Source organism: Amycolatopsis ruanii (genome assembly GCF_003385175.1).
Taxonomy (GTDB): domain Bacteria; phylum Actinomycetota; class Actinomycetes; order Mycobacteriales; family Pseudonocardiaceae; genus Amycolatopsis_E; species Amycolatopsis_E thermalba.
The window spans coordinates 48,773-62,509 of the sequence record NZ_PQHY01000036.1; the positions used below are offsets into that span (position 1 = coordinate 48,773).

The 13,737-nt window shown below is 71.0% G+C and carries 16 protein-coding genes; 12 read left to right on the forward strand and 4 right to left on the reverse strand.

Annotated elements, in window-relative coordinates; translation table 11 throughout:
* Window positions 1-946: 946 nt before the first annotated feature.
* On the reverse strand, window positions 947-1,402 hold the full coding sequence (locus D0D28_RS20075; RefSeq protein WP_116111596.1) for a CGNR zinc finger domain-containing protein: 456 nt from the start codon (window positions 1,400-1,402) through the stop codon (window positions 947-949).
* 93 nt (window positions 1,403-1,495) lie between these two features.
* Here D0D28_RS20075 and D0D28_RS20080 point away from each other — a divergent pair, with 93 nt between their 5' ends.
* The 6 genes from D0D28_RS20080 (at window position 1,496) to D0D28_RS20105 (ending at window position 6,525) form a co-directional block, all read left to right on the forward strand.
* Window positions 1,496-1,858 (forward strand): VOC family protein, encoded by a 363-nt coding sequence (locus tag D0D28_RS20080; RefSeq protein WP_116111597.1) that lies wholly within the window; start codon window positions 1,496-1,498, stop codon window positions 1,856-1,858.
* A gap of 149 nt (window positions 1,859-2,007) precedes the next feature.
* The gene (locus tag D0D28_RS20085) at window positions 2,008-2,532 is read left to right on the forward strand and encodes a PadR family transcriptional regulator (RefSeq protein ID WP_094003676.1); all 525 of its coding nucleotides are present in this window, start codon (window positions 2,008-2,010) and stop codon (window positions 2,530-2,532) included.
* Window positions 2,529-3,203, forward strand: a complete 675-nt coding sequence (locus tag D0D28_RS20090; protein WP_094003677.1) for an ABC transporter ATP-binding protein — start codon at window positions 2,529-2,531, stop codon at window positions 3,201-3,203. The genes D0D28_RS20085 and D0D28_RS20090 overlap by 4 nt, the downstream gene beginning before the upstream one ends.
* Window positions 3,200-5,434: an FtsX-like permease family protein gene (locus D0D28_RS20095; RefSeq protein WP_116111598.1), complete on the forward strand. Its 2,235-nt coding sequence runs from the start codon at window positions 3,200-3,202 to the stop codon at window positions 5,432-5,434. The genes D0D28_RS20090 and D0D28_RS20095 overlap by 4 nt, the downstream gene beginning before the upstream one ends.
* Before the next feature lie 49 nt (window positions 5,435-5,483).
* Window positions 5,484-5,885, forward strand: coding sequence for a zf-TFIIB domain-containing protein (locus tag D0D28_RS20100; RefSeq protein ID WP_094003679.1), 402 nt, complete (start codon window positions 5,484-5,486; stop codon window positions 5,883-5,885).
* Between the two features lie 16 nt (window positions 5,886-5,901).
* Window positions 5,902-6,525: an AAA family ATPase gene (locus D0D28_RS20105; RefSeq protein WP_205413310.1), complete on the forward strand. Its 624-nt coding sequence runs from the start codon at window positions 5,902-5,904 to the stop codon at window positions 6,523-6,525.
* 290 nt (window positions 6,526-6,815) lie between these two features.
* Here D0D28_RS20105 and tgmC read toward each other — a convergent pair whose 3' ends face one another.
* Window positions 6,816-7,949, reverse strand: coding sequence for an ATP-grasp peptide maturase system methyltransferase (gene tgmC / locus D0D28_RS20110; protein ID WP_116111600.1), 1,134 nt, complete (start codon window positions 7,947-7,949; stop codon window positions 6,816-6,818).
* Between the two features lie 111 nt (window positions 7,950-8,060).
* On the opposite strand from tgmC, the gene D0D28_RS20115 reads away from it, so the two are divergent.
* The 4 genes from D0D28_RS20115 (at window position 8,061) to D0D28_RS20130 (ending at window position 10,705) form a co-directional block, all read left to right on the forward strand.
* Window positions 8,061-8,492 carry a helix-turn-helix domain-containing protein gene (locus D0D28_RS20115; RefSeq protein ID WP_162830577.1) on the forward strand — a complete coding sequence of 144 codons (432 nt, stop codon included), beginning with the start codon at window positions 8,061-8,063 and terminating at the stop codon, window positions 8,490-8,492.
* Window positions 8,493-8,497: 5 nt separating this feature from the next.
* Window positions 8,498-9,118, forward strand: a complete 621-nt coding sequence (locus D0D28_RS20120; RefSeq protein WP_094003682.1) for a hypothetical protein — start codon at window positions 8,498-8,500, stop codon at window positions 9,116-9,118.
* A gap of 711 nt (window positions 9,119-9,829) precedes the next feature.
* A complete protein-coding gene (locus tag D0D28_RS20125) occupies window positions 9,830-10,126 on the forward strand; it encodes a DUF2516 family protein (RefSeq protein ID WP_116111601.1) in 297 nt (98 codons plus the stop codon).
* 27 nt (window positions 10,127-10,153) lie between these two features.
* Window positions 10,154-10,705 carry a YbaK/EbsC family protein gene (locus D0D28_RS20130; protein ID WP_094003684.1) on the forward strand — a complete coding sequence of 184 codons (552 nt, stop codon included), beginning with the start codon at window positions 10,154-10,156 and terminating at the stop codon, window positions 10,703-10,705.
* Here the strand turns inward: D0D28_RS20130 and D0D28_RS20135 are convergent.
* Together D0D28_RS20135 and D0D28_RS20140 are read right to left on the reverse strand one after the other, a co-directional pair.
* Entirely contained in the window at window positions 10,689-11,438 is a 750-nt protein-coding gene (locus tag D0D28_RS20135; RefSeq protein WP_116111602.1) for an ABC transporter permease, read from the reverse strand. The genes D0D28_RS20130 and D0D28_RS20135 overlap by 17 nt on opposite strands.
* On the reverse strand, window positions 11,411-12,097 hold the full coding sequence (locus tag D0D28_RS20140; protein WP_094003686.1) for an ABC transporter permease: 687 nt from the start codon (window positions 12,095-12,097) through the stop codon (window positions 11,411-11,413). The genes D0D28_RS20135 and D0D28_RS20140 overlap by 28 nt, the downstream gene beginning before the upstream one ends.
* Before the next feature lie 116 nt (window positions 12,098-12,213).
* Between D0D28_RS20140 and D0D28_RS20145 the strand changes: the two genes are divergently transcribed.
* Together D0D28_RS20145 and D0D28_RS20150 are read left to right on the forward strand one after the other, a co-directional pair.
* On the forward strand, window positions 12,214-13,131 hold the full coding sequence (locus D0D28_RS20145) for an ABC transporter substrate-binding protein (RefSeq protein ID WP_094003687.1): 918 nt from the start codon (window positions 12,214-12,216) through the stop codon (window positions 13,129-13,131).
* Window positions 13,132-13,176: 45 nt separating this feature from the next.
* Window positions 13,177-13,611: an SRPBCC family protein gene (locus D0D28_RS20150; RefSeq protein WP_094003688.1), complete on the forward strand. Its 435-nt coding sequence runs from the start codon at window positions 13,177-13,179 to the stop codon at window positions 13,609-13,611.
* The last annotated feature ends 126 nt before the right edge of the window (window positions 13,612-13,737 follow it).

Sequence of the window (13,737 nt, forward strand, 5' to 3'; positions counted from 1 at the left end):
TGGTGTTCCGCCCGGCCTGGTGTTCCGCCCGGCCTGGTGTTCCGCCCGGCCTGGTGTTCCGCCCGGCCTGCTGTCCCGCTCGGCCTGGTGTCCCGCTCGGCCTGGTGTTCCGCCCGGCCTGCTGTTCCCACCCAGCCTGGTGTTCCGCCCATCCACGGTCGCGCCCAGCCGGGTTGCTGCGCCGGCCAGGGTTGTGCCCAGGCGGGTAGCGGCGTGCGGGGCGGCGTGCCGGGCTTGTGGCCGGCCGGCGTTGTAGTCGCCGGGGTAGGGGCCAGCCGGGGCTAGGTAGCGACGCGATGGGCTCGCGGCCGGCCGGGGCTGCGCCGAGCCGGGGTTGCGGCTCGCCGCGGTTACGCCGAGTCGGAGTTGCGCAGAGCGGCGTTACCTCCGGTCGGCGTTGCGCCCAGCTGGGTTGCGTCGAGCCGGGGTTGCCTTCGGGCGGTGTGGCACCCAGCCGCGGTTGCGCGGGTTGACGTGGCGCTGGTCCGCATGGCGCTGGTCGGCGTTGCGCTGAGCCGACGTTGAGCCCGGTCGGTGTGGCGCCCGGCCAGGATTGCGCTGCCCCACCGGCGTTGCGCCCCGCTGGCGTTGTGCCCGCCGGGGTTGCGTCGAGCCGACGTTTGCGTCACAGTCGGTGTGGCGCCCGGCCAGTGCGGCGCCCAGCCGGCCGTTTCGCCGGCCTGCTGCCACGCGGCCCCGCCGGTGTTGCAACCAGCCCGCCGTTGTGTCAAGCAGCCTGTTCTGTCAGCCCGCTGTTGTGCCCATGGGTGCGCCCCGTCAGTTGTCGCGAGCAGCCCGCCCCCGTTGCGATCAGTCGGTCCCTGTTCTGAACCGCCCGGTGCCAGACCATCCGCGACTGGCGCGGAGTTCTGCCCAGCCCTGCCCCGGTTGTCCACAGGTGGATGAGTTGTCCACAGGTGCGCTGTGGGCAACTCGACCGAGCAATTCAGGCCTGACGTTGCCGCCAGCTGCGCGCCTTCTCCCGGTTGCCGCACACCCGCATCGAGCACCAGGTGCGCGACCGGTTGCGGGACTCGTCGTAGAACGCCCAGCGACAGTCGTCCGCCGGGCAGATCTTCACGCGTGACCACTGACCGAGCACGGCCAGGCGGGCGGCAGCGGCCATCACCGCCCCGACGGCGTCGCGCGCGACCAGAGCCGGGCCGTCGGGAGCCAGTTGGACCGTGACCGGAACCGTCAGCGGCGACGGCCTCAGGGGGTCACCTACCGCGGCGCGCAGGGCCGCGCGGGCGGACCGCGCCGCGGACACCGGACCTGCTTCCAGTCCGCGTTCGTGGCTCCATCCGCGCCAGCCGGCCGCGTTCGTGAGCACATCAGTGTCGTCCTCCACGTCGAGGGTATTGAGGAAATCCACCACGAGGGACACGTCCGCCGAGCTCACGTGACCAGTGTAAGCCGAACGGTGGTTGCGGACGTATCGCGTAACTCTCATACTCCTTTCACTGGTTATCCGACATCTCTGGGAGGATCCGTCATGAGTGCGGTGACGAAGCTGGGTGCGATCGTTCTCGACTGTCCGGATCCCGTGGCGCTGGCCGGGTTCTACGCGCGCCTGCTCGACCTGCCCGAGCCGAAGGTGGACGACGACGGCAGCTGGGTGGTTCTGGAGGACCCGAGCGGGGTTCGGATCTCCTTCCAGCGGGTGGAGTCGTACCGGGCGCCGAAGTGGCCGGGGCAGGACGTCCCGCAGCAACTGCATCTCGATCTGGACGTCACAGATCTCGAAGCGGCGCACGAGCACGCGGTGTCGCTCGGCGCGGAACTGCTCGACGACGCGAAACGCTTCCGCGTCTACGCCGATCCGGCCGGTCATCCGTTCTGTCTTTGTGCCTGTTGACCTCCTGGAGCGAGTAACTGGGGCGTGATGGCGGCCGGGTGGCCGATCTGCCGGCTCGGCCACCCGAACCACCTCTGTTCACCCCGGCGGCTGTTGCTATACACGGGGTGTATAGACAACGACTATACATCGTGTGTATAGTCGTGTCCATGGCGATCGGACAAACACTTCTCGGTCTGCTCGAGGCGGGTCCTCGACACGGCTACGAGCTCAAACGCGCCTACGACGAGCGCTTCGGGCACGACCGGCCGCTCCACTACGGGCAGGTGTACGCCACCCTGGCGCGCCTGCTCCGCAACGGGCTGGTCACCGAGAGCGGAGTCGAACCGGGTGGCGGGCCGGAACGCAAGAGCTACGCGATCACCGATGCCGGGATCACCGACGTCGAGCGGTGGCTCGCGACCCCGGAAAAGCCGGAGGTGTACCTGCAGAACACGCTGTACACCAAGGTCGTTCTCGCACTGCTGTCCGGCCGGGACGCCGCGACGGTGCTCGACACCCAGCGCGCGGCGCACCTGAAGGTGATGCGCGAGCTGACCCGGCGCAAGGCCGAGGGCGATCTGGCGGACACGCTCATCTGCGACCACGCCCTGTTCCACCTGGAAGCGGACCTGCGCTGGCTCGAACTGACCGCCGCCCGCCTCGACGAACTCGCCAAGCAGGTGGGGGCATGACTCTGCTCAGGGCCACCGGCCTGCGCAAATCCTTCGGGCCCACGGAAGCGTTGCGGGGCGCCGACTTCGAGATCGAAGCGGGCGAAGTCGTCGCCGTCATGGGGCCGTCCGGGTCCGGCAAGTCCACGTTGCTCCACTGCCTCGCCGGGATCGTCCCGCCGGACGAAGGCTCGGTCGTCTACCGGGAGCGTGACCTCGCGAGCATGTCCGACGCGGACCGGTCTTCGTTGCGCCGCAGCGAGTTCGGATTCGTCTTCCAGTTCGGTCAGCTGGTTCCGGAACTGTCGTGCCTGGAGAACGTCGCGCTACCGCTGCGCCTGGGCGGGATGAGGCGCAAACCCGCCGAGGCGTCGGCCCGGCAGGCGCTCGACCGGTTCGAACTCGGCGACCTCGCCGCCAAGCGGCCCGGCGAGGTGTCGGGCGGTCAGGGGCAGCGGGTGGCGATCGCGCGAGCCCTCATCACCACGCCGAAGGTCGTCTTCGCCGACGAGCCGACCGGTGCGCTCGACTCGCTCAACGGCGAGCACGTCATGCGTCTGCTCGTGGCCACGGCGAAGGAGTCGGGCGCCGCGGTCGTGCTGGTCACGCACGACCTCCGGGTGGCGGCTCACTCGGACCGAGAGGTCATCGTCCGCGACGGCCGGACGCCGCAGCGGGTGGCGGTCCCGTGAGCCTGCTCAACGACTTCGCGCTGGGCTTCCGGCTGGCCGTCGGGGGTGGCCGGACCTTCCGGGCCAATCTGCCCCGGATGGTGCTGACGACGGTCGGCATCGGATTGTCGGTGGCGATGCTCCTGCTGCTCGCGAGCGCGACCCACGCGCTCAGCGAGCGGAGCGACCGCATCGACGGACGGGAACCGGTGACCGTGGGCGGGCCCGCGTCGTTGTACGTGTCCTCGCAGACCACACCGGACGGTGATCGGACGTTGACGGCCACCTGGCTGGAGGCCGCCGGTCCGGATGCGCCGGTCCCACCCGGGCTGGCCGTGATCCCACAGCCAGGGGAAATGGTGGTGTCACCGGCGCTGGCCGAGCGGATCGCGGACCCGCTGCTGCGGGAGAGGTTTCCCGAGCGGGTGGTCGGCACCATCGCACCGGACGGGCTCGACGGTCCGGACGAACTGTTCGCCTATGTGGGAGCCACCGGTATCCGTGCCGCGAGCTGGGGGTTCGCGGTCAGCGGTTTCGGCGCGGGCGCGGCGACGGACAGCGCTTCACCACAGTTGATCTTCCTGCTGGTCGTCGGCGTCGTCGTGCTGCTCATCCCGATGCTCGTGTTGCTGAGCGCAGCGAGCCGGATCGGTGGTGCGGAGCGGGAGCGGCGGCTGTCCACCCTCCGCCTCGCGGGGGCGCGTCGTGGGCAGGTGCACCGCATCGCGGCCGGCGAGTCACTGGCCGGTGCCCTGGCTGGGGGAGGGCTGGGCCTCGCTCTCTACCTCGCCGTGCGCCCAGTGGCGATGGAGCTGGAGTTCGACGGGATCACCGTCTTCCACTCCGACTTCGTCCCGGGCTGGCCACTGGGGGTGGCGGCGGCCCTGCTCGTTCCGGTGCTCGCGATCGGGCCGGCGTGGTTGGGGCTACGGCGGCTCGTCGTCGAACCGCTCGCGGTGCTGCGCAACGCGAAGTCGGAGCGGAGGCGGCTGTGGTGGCGGCTGGTCCTGCTCGCGCTCGGTGTCGTGCTGTTGCTGCCGGACAAGCTCCTGGGGGTGTCGGCCAGCCCGGGCAGCACCCTGCCGTTCCTGCTCGCCGGGTCGACCTTCCTGCTGATCGGCGTCCCCGCGGTCATGCCGTGGTTCACGGAGTTCGTGGTCCGGCGGATCCGGGGCGGAAGCCCGGCGTGGCAGCTGGCCGTTCGTCGACTGCAGCTGGACAGCGGCACGCCGAACCGGGTCGTGGCGGGCGTGGTGGTCGTGCTCGCCGGGGTGATCACACTGCAGACGATGATCGGCTCTACCGCCGCGCACGCGAACCGTGCACAGATCGCCACGGGCATCGCGTACCTCAACGTCACCGAGTCCGCCGAGGCGGAGGCGGTGCGCCTGGTCGACGGGACGCCAGGGGTGACCGGTGCGTATCGCGTCCAGAGGCTGTCGGCGAGCCTCGAGAGCGGGAGGCCGGTCGAGTTGCTGGTCGCCCCGTGCCCCGTGCTGACGCACCTCTTCGGCGTGTCCGGGTGCGCGGACGGCGACGCCTACGTGGTGGCCGGCTCGGATGTTCAGGCGGGCGCGCCAGCGACGGTGGACGGGGTGCGGTTCGTGGTCCCGGCGAACGCGGCTTCGGTGGCCCCTGGGAACGCCGTTCTCGCCAACGGCGCTGGGGTGGCGGTCACGCCGGAAGTCGCCAGGGCACAGCAACTGCCGGACGGCGGACGGATGATCGAACTCCTGGTGACCCCCGGCGATCACGGCGCGTTGGATCGAGCCCGGGCCGCGCTGGGGCCGTTCGGGTGGCAGGTGGCCGTCCACAGCGAGGACGAGTACCTCGGCGGTGGGAGCGACGACTTCCTGTCGGCGGTCAACAGCCTGCTCTACACCGGCGGCCTGCTGGGACTCGTCATCGCGGCGATCAGCCTGCTGGTGCTGCTGGCGGGGCAGCTCAGCGAACGCCGGAGGGCCTTCGCGGCGATGCACGCCTCCGGTGTGCCGCTGCCGGTCCTGGGACGTTCGCTGCTCTGGCAGAACGCGATCCCGCTGGTGGTCGGCGTCGCGGTCGCCGTGGGGGTGGCGATCGGCACGGGCGCCCTCATCGTGCGGCTGCTGAGCCCACACATGGTGCTGCACGTGGACGCGGGCTTCATCGGCATCGCCGCGGTGGTGGCCGTGGCCCTGGTGTTCGCGGTGACCGGCGCGGCGTTGCCCGCGCTCCGGGGGGTCACCAGAGTGGAGGCGCTACGGGCCGAGTGACACGTTCTGGGCAGGAAACCGGCGGACACCACTCCCGGCAGGCCGGATCATGCGTAGGGTGGCATACGTGATTTGTCCGAAGTGTCAAAACGTGATGCGCACCGTCAACAAGAACGGCATCCACATCGAGCAGTGTGAAGGCTGCCGGGGCATCTTCCTGGACCGCGGCGAGCTGGAGCAGATCGTGGGCGCGGAGAGCGCTTACTACGGCGGGCCCGCCGCAGCTCCGCCGTACCCAGGAGCCGGGCACACCGCGGCTTACCGGGATTCGCCGCGGCCGTACGGCGGTCACGGCCACGGCGACTCGCCGCGTCCCTACCGAGGTGGGCACGGGTACTCCGACTCGCCCCGGCCGTACCAGGGGGGCGGCCACTACTCCGATTCGCCGCGGCCGTACGGCGGCCACCGAGGGCACCGCAAGCGGGGCTTCCTCGAGCAGCTCTTCGACTGACGCGGTGCCGGAAGCGATGCTGGATCCCCGCATCTGCCCTCGATGCGGGGACCTGGCTGAGGTCCCGGCCGTGGAGGGCAACACGCGGTTGTGCCACCAGTGCGGTCACCGCTGGCCCTTCCGCCGGTTGCCGCTGTTCGCGTTGACCGGGCCGAGCGGGGCGGGTAAGTCGACCGTCGGTCCGGCCCTGGTCGAGCGGCTCGGCGGGCGGGTCACCGTGCTGGAGCAGGACGTGCTGTGGGTGGCGGGCCTGCGCGACGACGTGAACGGGCACCCGACGTTCCGCGGCACCTGGCTGCGGATGGCCGCGATGGTTCACCAAAACGGCCGCCCGGTCGTGCTGTGCGGCACCGTCGTGCCCCCGGAGTTCGAGGCCCTGCCCGAGCGTGCCCTGTTCAGCGAGAGCCACTACCTCGCGCTCGTCGCCGACGGTGAAGTGCTCGCCAGGCGCCTCCGGGCCCGCCCGGCCTGGCGCGGCTGGGACGAGCCGCGCATCGCCGAGATGCTCGAGTTCAACGAGTGGCTGCAGAAGAACGCCGACACCCTCGACCCACCGGTCACCCTCTTCGACACGACGAGCGCAACTTTCGAAGAGAGCGTCGAGCACGCGGCGGAGTGGGTCGAAAGCCACCTGCCTTGACCCAGCTGCGCGGGCTGCTCCACCGTCGACGCGTGGGCCTGCCGTGGGATGGTCGGGGGCCGCGCGCCAGGCTTTCCGGGAGGATCGCGAATCGCGTGCGGTGGTCTGGCTGCCAATCGCAGGAGCGGAAGGGGCTGCGTGGCCGTCCGGCCTCCCCTCCCGCGGCGCGGGGATCGTGCGGCGGTTGGCCGTCCTGCTGCTGGTATCCGAGGCAGGTAGGGGGCGCCGCCACCACGTTGCGTCGTTGCCGTCGGTTCACCGGCGGCGTCGCGGCGAGCCGCACCCCCGCGTCAGGTCAGCGGCCACCGGTGGTCGCCATCCGGATCGTCGAGCCAGATTTCCTGCTGCTGGGGCGTCACCGTCAGCCCGAACCGCTCACGGCCGGGCTTGCCGAGCGACTTCCACAGCCGGTGGGCCCCCTCCGCCAGGTCCCACAGCCGTCGCGGGCCGCCCTGTGCCACCATCGTCCGGCCGGCGTGCGTCGCCACGCGGGCCCATGATCCGTCGTCGTGCAGGAGGAACGTGTCATCGCCGCGGACGACCGGCACCACCTTCGGCAGCGCCAGCCCCGCGAAGAACTCGAACCGGCTCGACGGGTGCAGGACCAGGTCGGTGCTGAGCTCCGTGGGACGCACCGGGCCGGAGATCTCCGGCAGCGACACCGGATCGGCGAGGCGGTGCGCCCGCAACGGCATGAACCGCCCGTCGCGGCCCAGGATCCGGCCGCGCGCGACCGGGCCCGGCATCACGATCAGCCGCACCAGGCCGGCGCCGATCGGGCGGTTCAGAGTCGTCACCACGATCCCGCCGGGTGCCGTCTGATCCAGCCATGCGACCGGCACCTCCGACACCGCACACGTGCACAGCACGCGGTCGAAGGGCGCCTGCGCCGGAAACCCCTCCACCCCGTCCTGGACCGCGACCGCCGGGTGGTACCCGCACAGCGACAACCGCTCCGCGGCGAGCCGCACCAACTCCTCGTCGACATCCACTGTGGACACCAGCGACGAGCCGAGTCGTTCGGACAGCAGGGCGGCGTTGTAACCGGTGCCGGTGCCGATCTCCAGGACCCGGTGCCCGGCGCGCACCGACAGCTCCTCGAGCATCACGGCCATGATCCCCGGCATGCTCGACGAACAGGTCGGGCTGCCGCGCACCACGCCCTCCCGCCGGGCGCGTTCCCACGCCTGCGGATCGCCGTCGAGCTGGGTGACCAGCACCTGGTCGGCGTAGACGTGGTCGAGCCAGTCCTCGTCGGTGCGGTCGACGGCCCGCCAGCCACCCGGCCGGGACAGGAAGTACCGGGGCACGAACGCATGCCGCGGCACCCGCCGGAACGCGTCGAGCCAGGCCGGATCGGTGATCATCCCGTCCCGGCGCAACGACTCGGCCAACTGGTGCCGGCGGCGTGCCGTGCTGTGCACACCCCCACCGTAATGGGTGACTCAAGTAACACCCGATGGTTGCAAGCAGGGTGCTTGCAATAGCTAGCACCCCGGCGTACTGTTGGAATCGTCGCGAGGAGATGGACTGACATGTCGGAGGACAACGGCCACGAGAACTCGGCGGGCGGACCGGTGGAGAAGGTCGCCGACATCGCCTCCGGGATCGGCGAGTACATCCGCCAGCAACGCAACAACGCGAAGATCTCCTTGCGGCAGCTGGCAAAGCTCGCCGGAGTGTCCAATCCGTACCTGAGCCAGATCGAGCGCGGGGTGCGCAAGCCCAGCGCGGAGATCCTGCAGCAGATCGCCAAGGGACTGCGGATCTCCGCGGAAGCGCTCTACGTGCAGGCCGGAATCCTCGACCTGCCCACCGGTGGCCCGGTGACCGACGCGATCCGCGCGGACACCGAGCTGACCGAGCGGCAGAAGCAGGTCCTGCTCGACGTGTACGAGTCGTTCCGCCGGGAGAACGCGGCGGCGGGCGGCGATCGAGGACAAACCACCGTCATCGCCAAGGAGTGAGCACAATGCCCAGCACCAAGACCGCCATCGAACAGCTCCGCACGCCGCTGCTGGCCGCCCTGGGCGCCGGCAACCTGGCCGGCCAGGCCGTCGTCGAGGCCGTGGGGAAGGCCCGCGAGCGGGTCGTCGAGGGCAGCGAGGTCGCGCGCAAGAACATCGAAGAGCTGCCGACCGAGGTGACCACCCTGCGCGAGAAGCTCGACCCGAACGAGCTGCGCAAGGTCATCGACGAGTACACCGAGGCCGCGCTGAAGCTGTACAACAAGCTGGCCGAGACCGGTGAGCAGGCGTGGGACAAGTTCCTCGCCGAGCCGCGCGTGAAGGGCGTGCTCGAGCAGGTCGAGGAGGCGCTGTCGACCGCGCAGGAGCGTGTCGGCGAGGTGAGCACCGAGGCGCGCGAGAAGGTCGAGGACGTGCTCGGCCTGGTCGCGAAGCGGACCCGCGCCGGTGGCGAGAAGGTCGCCGAGGCCGCGGACGAGGTCGCGGACAAGATCGAGGACGAGGTCCAGGAGGAGCAGGCCAAGCCGGCCCCCAAGACCGCCACGACGAAGGCCCCGGCCACCCGCCGGAGCACGACGCCGGCCAAGCGCCCGGCGAACGCGACCACGCCGAAGACGACCAAGTAGGACAGGCACCCGGCGGCTGCGCTGGGAACTGCTGAGGGGCGCGGCTGGGGCGCGGGGTTGAGTGAGCAAGGTGCCCTGCGAGCCCGGCCGTGCCGGTTATTGCTGAGTGGGCTTCGAGGGGCTGAGTGAGCAAGGCCCCGCGAGCCCGGCTGTGACGACTGCTCCGTGGTGTGGCTGGGTCGCGGGGCGAGTGAGCAAGATGCTCTGCGAGCCTGGCCGTGCCGGTGATTGTTGAGTGGCGTGGCTGGGCGCGGGGTAGAGCGAGCAGGGCGCCTCGCGGACGCGGCCGTGCCGGTGGCTGCTGAGTGGCGTGGTTGGGTCGCGGGGTTGAGCGAGCAACGCGCCCGGGAGTCTGGGCGTGCCGGTGGCCGTTCAGTGGGCGTGGCTGGGGCAAACAGCTGAGTGAACAAGGTGCTCCGCGGACGCGGCCAGCCCTGCCGGTGATTGCCGGGTCGGGAGTGCGGAGTGAGCCGCGTGTCCGGTGAACCCGGCTGTGGATTGTCGAATGGACAGTCAGCCGGCCGGTGCGTGCCCGTCCGGCAGGAGCGGCCTGGTCCCCAGGGACCGGGCCGCTCCATGCGTTCGGGGGTGAGTGGGGTGCGGCGCGGTGTCTCGCGAGGTGAGCGGGCGCCGGTGACGGGTCGGGGTGGTCGTGGCATTCTGGACACGAGGGATTCCGACGGCGGGGGCGAAGGGACGTAGGCTAGGGACGTGCCGTTCATCGCGTACTGGATCATGCAGGTCATCAGCTGGGTGGGTGCGCTGGTGGGCCTCGGCGCGTTCGTGCACGCCCTTCTCCAGCGCTCGGACGCCTACCAGGCCGCGGACCGCAAGACGAAGCCCATCTGGCTCGCCATCACCGGCGCCGGCACGGTCGCCATGGGGCTCTTCAGCTTCGGCGGGGCCGGCACTCTATTCTGGCTGGCCGGCATCGTGGCCGTTCTGGTCTACCTGGTCGACGTCCGGCCGCGACTGATCGAGGTCCAGCGCGGCGGCAAGAACTGGTGACCCCGGCCCACTGCTTATCCTGACGGCGTGAGGACCTGGACCATCGCCGGGACGTTGACCGTCCACCCGGCCACCGAACGCACCGACCTGCTGGCCGAGCCCGTCGCGAAGGCGCTGGCCGCCCTCGACCCCGACAGCGTCGGCGCCGTCGAGATCGACCCCGAACTCGCCGACACCGCCGCGTTCTGCGAGGCCTACGGCTCGCCCCTCGACGCGTCCGCCAACTGCGTCGTCGTCGCCGGGAAGCGGGCCGGCGAGGTTCGCTTCGCCGCCGCGCTGGTGCTCGCCACCACCCGCGCCGACGTCAACGGCGTCATCAAGCGCCGCCTGGACGTGCGCAAAGCCTCCTTCGCCCCGATGGACGAGGCCGTCGCGCTCACCGGCATGGCCTACGGCGGCATCACGCCGGTCGGGCTGCCCGCGGACTGGCCCATCCTCATCGACAAGGCCGTCGCCGACTCGCCGGAACTCGTCATCGGCAGCGGCATCCGCGGCGGGAAACTCCTGGTCACCGGCGACCTCCTCGCGTCACTGCCCGGCGCCGAGGTGATCGACGGCCTGGCTAAGCCGGTCGCGTAGACAGCGTCTCCCGGCGCGACGACGTCAGCCCCCGCGGCACGGCGAACCGCTCCAGCAGGGCGAACACGCCCTCGCACACCAGGGCCAGCACGATGACCGCCAGCCCGCCGGCCAGGATCTCGCCGTAGCCGCCCGCGCCCTGCGCGAACCCGTCCACGATGAACCGGCCCAGCCCGCCGCCGTCGTTGACGATCGCGCCGATCGCGACCGTCGCCACCAGCTGCAGGAACGCCACCCGCGCCCCGGCCAGCACCACCGGCAACGCCAGCGGCAGCTCGATCCGCAGCATGATCTGGCCCTCGGTGTGCCCGATGCCGCGGGCGGCGTCCACCGCCTCCGGTTCGAGCGACACCACGCCGGCGTAGGTGTTGGTGAACAGCGGCGGCAGGGCCAGCGCCACCAGGGCGAGCAGCAGCGGCCAGAACGACGTGTCCACCTCCCACCGGCTCGCCAGGTACCAGAACAGGATGATCAACCCGAAGCTCGGGATGGCCCGGCCGATGTTCACCGCGCTGCTCGCCAGGAACGCGCCCCGGCGGTAGTGCGCCAGCACCAGCGCCGGCGGCACCGCCAGCGCGGCCGCGATGACCAGCGACAACGCCGAAAAACCGAGGTGCTCCAGCGTCCGGTACGGGAGGCCGGCCGGGTCGGTCCAGCTCCACCGGTTCGGCTGACCGAGCCAGTCCAGCGCCTGCTCGAACGCGTTCACGCCCGCCCCGCCTTCCGCGCCCACGGGGCCAGCGCCCGCTCGCTCAGCCACAGCAGCGCGTCCACGAGCACCGCCAGCACGATCGACAACCCGACGCCGACGATGATCGCCGTCGGGTTCGGCGTGGTCGTCTGGATGCCCTGCCGGATGAAGTAGCCCAGCCCGCCCATGCCGAGCATCGCGGTGACCGTGACCAGCCCGATCGTCGTCACCGCCGCGACCCGCAGCCCGGCGATGACCACCGGCAGCGCCAGCGGGAACTCCACGCGCAGCAGCAGCCGCAGCCGCGTGAAGCCCATGCCGATCGCGGCCTCCCGCACCTCCGCGGGCACCTGCTGGATGCCGGTGACGATGTTGCGCAGCAGGATCAGCAGCGTGTACGTGGCCAGCGGGATCACGGCCGTGGTGAACGACAGGCCGAAGAACGGCACCAGCAGCGCGAACGCGCCCAGGCTCGGGATCACGTACAGCGCACCGGCGGCGCCCAGCGCGATCGCGTAGAACCAGCGCCACCGCAGCGACAGCACCGCCAGCGCGACCGACACGACCAGCCCGATCGCGAGCGCGGCCGCGGTCAGCGCCAGGTGTTCGCCCAGGCGCTGTGCGATCTCGTCCGCGTTGCGCTCGACCCAGCGCCACTCGAACAGCGGCCGGTCGGAGGCGGCCAGCAGGTACTCGCTCACCGGGCGAGCATAGAGGCGGTGACCGACACTTTCCGGCCGGCGATCTCACGATGTGAATTTTGTCGGTGGGTGCGGATAGGGTCGCGGGCGACGAACATTCGGGAGGGTGAACAGGTATGCGGTGGACACGGAGCCTGCGGGTGGCAGGGGTGCTCGCGGTGGCGGTCCTCGGGCTGACGGCCTGCGGTGGCGGGGACGACGGCGGTTCGGCGGCGCCGGCCAAGGGTGGCGCGCCGATCGTGGTGGCGTCGTTCAACTTCACGGACAGCCAGATCCTGGCGGAGGTGTACTCGCAGGCGCTGGAGGCGAAGGGCTACCCGGTCCAGCGGAAGTTCAACATCGGCTCGCGGGAGCTGGTGTACCCGTCGCTGAAGTCCGGTGAGCTGCAGTTCATCCCGGAGTACCAGGGCGCGGCCATCAGCTCCGGGTTCAACGAGCAGGCGCCGAACGACGCCGCGTCGGAGCACGCGAAGCTCGCCGAGCTGTTCGCGCCGTCCGGGGTCGGCCTGCTGGACTACGCGCCGGCGGAGAACAAGAACACCTACGTGGTGAAGTCCGACCTCGCGCAGCAGCACGGCCTGAAGACGATCAGCGACCTGAAGAAGCTCGACAAGGTGATCCTGGCCGGGCCGCCGGAGTGCGGCACCCGGGCCAACTGCTTCGTCGGGTTCCGTGACGTCTACAAGCTGAACGTCACGTTCTCGAGCATCCAGGAGTCCGGTCCGCGGGTCGAGCAGCTGCGTTCCGGCGCGGTCACGGTGATCCCGCTCGACTCGGTGAACCCGCTGGTGGGCAACCCGGACTTCACCGCGCTCGAGGACGACCAGAAGATCGTGGCCACCGAGAACATCGTGCCCGCGGTGAACAAGAAGGTGCTGGACGAGCGCGGCGCCGACTTCGCGGCGGCGGTCAACGCGGTGAGCGCCAAGCTGACCACCGAGCAGCTGCGCGAGCTGAACAAGCAGGTCGACGAGGACGGCGACCAGGTGGCGGACGTGGCGAAGGACTGGCTGTCTCAGCAGGGCCTGATCTGATCGCTAGAGTCGCGGGGACAGGGTCCGAGCAGATCAGGAGGGGTTATGGCGAAGGTCACCGCCAGCGCGGAACGAACGATCGACGCACCGGCCGAGAAGGTGCGGGCGCTGGTCGCGGACTACGCCGAGACCCGGCCGAAGATCCTGACCGAGCACTACCGCGACTACGAGGTGGTCGAGGGCGGGACCGGCGCCGGCACGAAGGCGAAGTGGAAGCTGCAGGCCACCTCCAAGCGGGTGCGGGACGTCGCGGCGAGTGTGTCCGAGCCGGAGGCGGGCACCCTCGTCGAGACGGACGCCAACTCCAGCATGGTCACCACCTGGACGGTGCGGCCTGCGGGGGAGCGCAGCGTCGTGCGGATCGAGACCAGCTGGGAGGGCGCCGGCGGCATCGGCGGCTTCTTCGAGAAGACCTTCGCGCCGGGTGGGCTGCGCCGGATCTACGACGGGGTGCTGGGCAAGCTCGCCGAGCTGGTCTAGCCGCGCTGCAGGGTACCGGCTGCCGGTGGGTGGCCGGGCCGGGTGGGCGGTTGTCGGGCCGGGCGGATGGTTGCCGGGTGGGTCGGCGGTCGCGGGACCGGCCCTGGCTTGCGGGCGGGGCTGGTT

What these genes read in the sequence shown, in the direction of transcription:
- D0D28_RS20080 (WP_116111597.1), top strand. Translation starts at nt 1,496, where the DNA reads ATGAGTGCGGTGACGAAGCTGGGTGCGATCGTTCTCGACTGTCCGGAT.
- D0D28_RS20085 (WP_094003676.1), top strand. Translation starts at nt 2,008, where the DNA reads ATGGCGATCGGACAAACACTTCTCGGTCTGCTCGAGGCGGGTCCTCGA.
- D0D28_RS20090 (WP_094003677.1), top strand. Translation starts at nt 2,529, where the DNA reads ATGACTCTGCTCAGGGCCACCGGCCTGCGCAAATCCTTCGGGCCCACG.
- D0D28_RS20100 (WP_094003679.1), top strand. Translation starts at nt 5,484, where the DNA reads ATGCGTAGGGTGGCATACGTGATTTGTCCGAAGTGTCAAAACGTGATG.
- D0D28_RS20105 (WP_205413310.1), top strand. Translation starts at nt 5,902, where the DNA reads ATGCTGGATCCCCGCATCTGCCCTCGATGCGGGGACCTGGCTGAGGTC.
- D0D28_RS20115 (WP_162830577.1), top strand. Translation starts at nt 8,061, where the DNA reads ATGTCGGAGGACAACGGCCACGAGAACTCGGCGGGCGGACCGGTGGAG.
- D0D28_RS20120 (WP_094003682.1), top strand. Translation starts at nt 8,498, where the DNA reads ATGCCCAGCACCAAGACCGCCATCGAACAGCTCCGCACGCCGCTGCTG.
- D0D28_RS20145 (WP_094003687.1), top strand. Translation starts at nt 12,214, where the DNA reads ATGCGGTGGACACGGAGCCTGCGGGTGGCAGGGGTGCTCGCGGTGGCG.
- D0D28_RS20150 (WP_094003688.1), top strand. Translation starts at nt 13,177, where the DNA reads ATGGCGAAGGTCACCGCCAGCGCGGAACGAACGATCGACGCACCGGCC.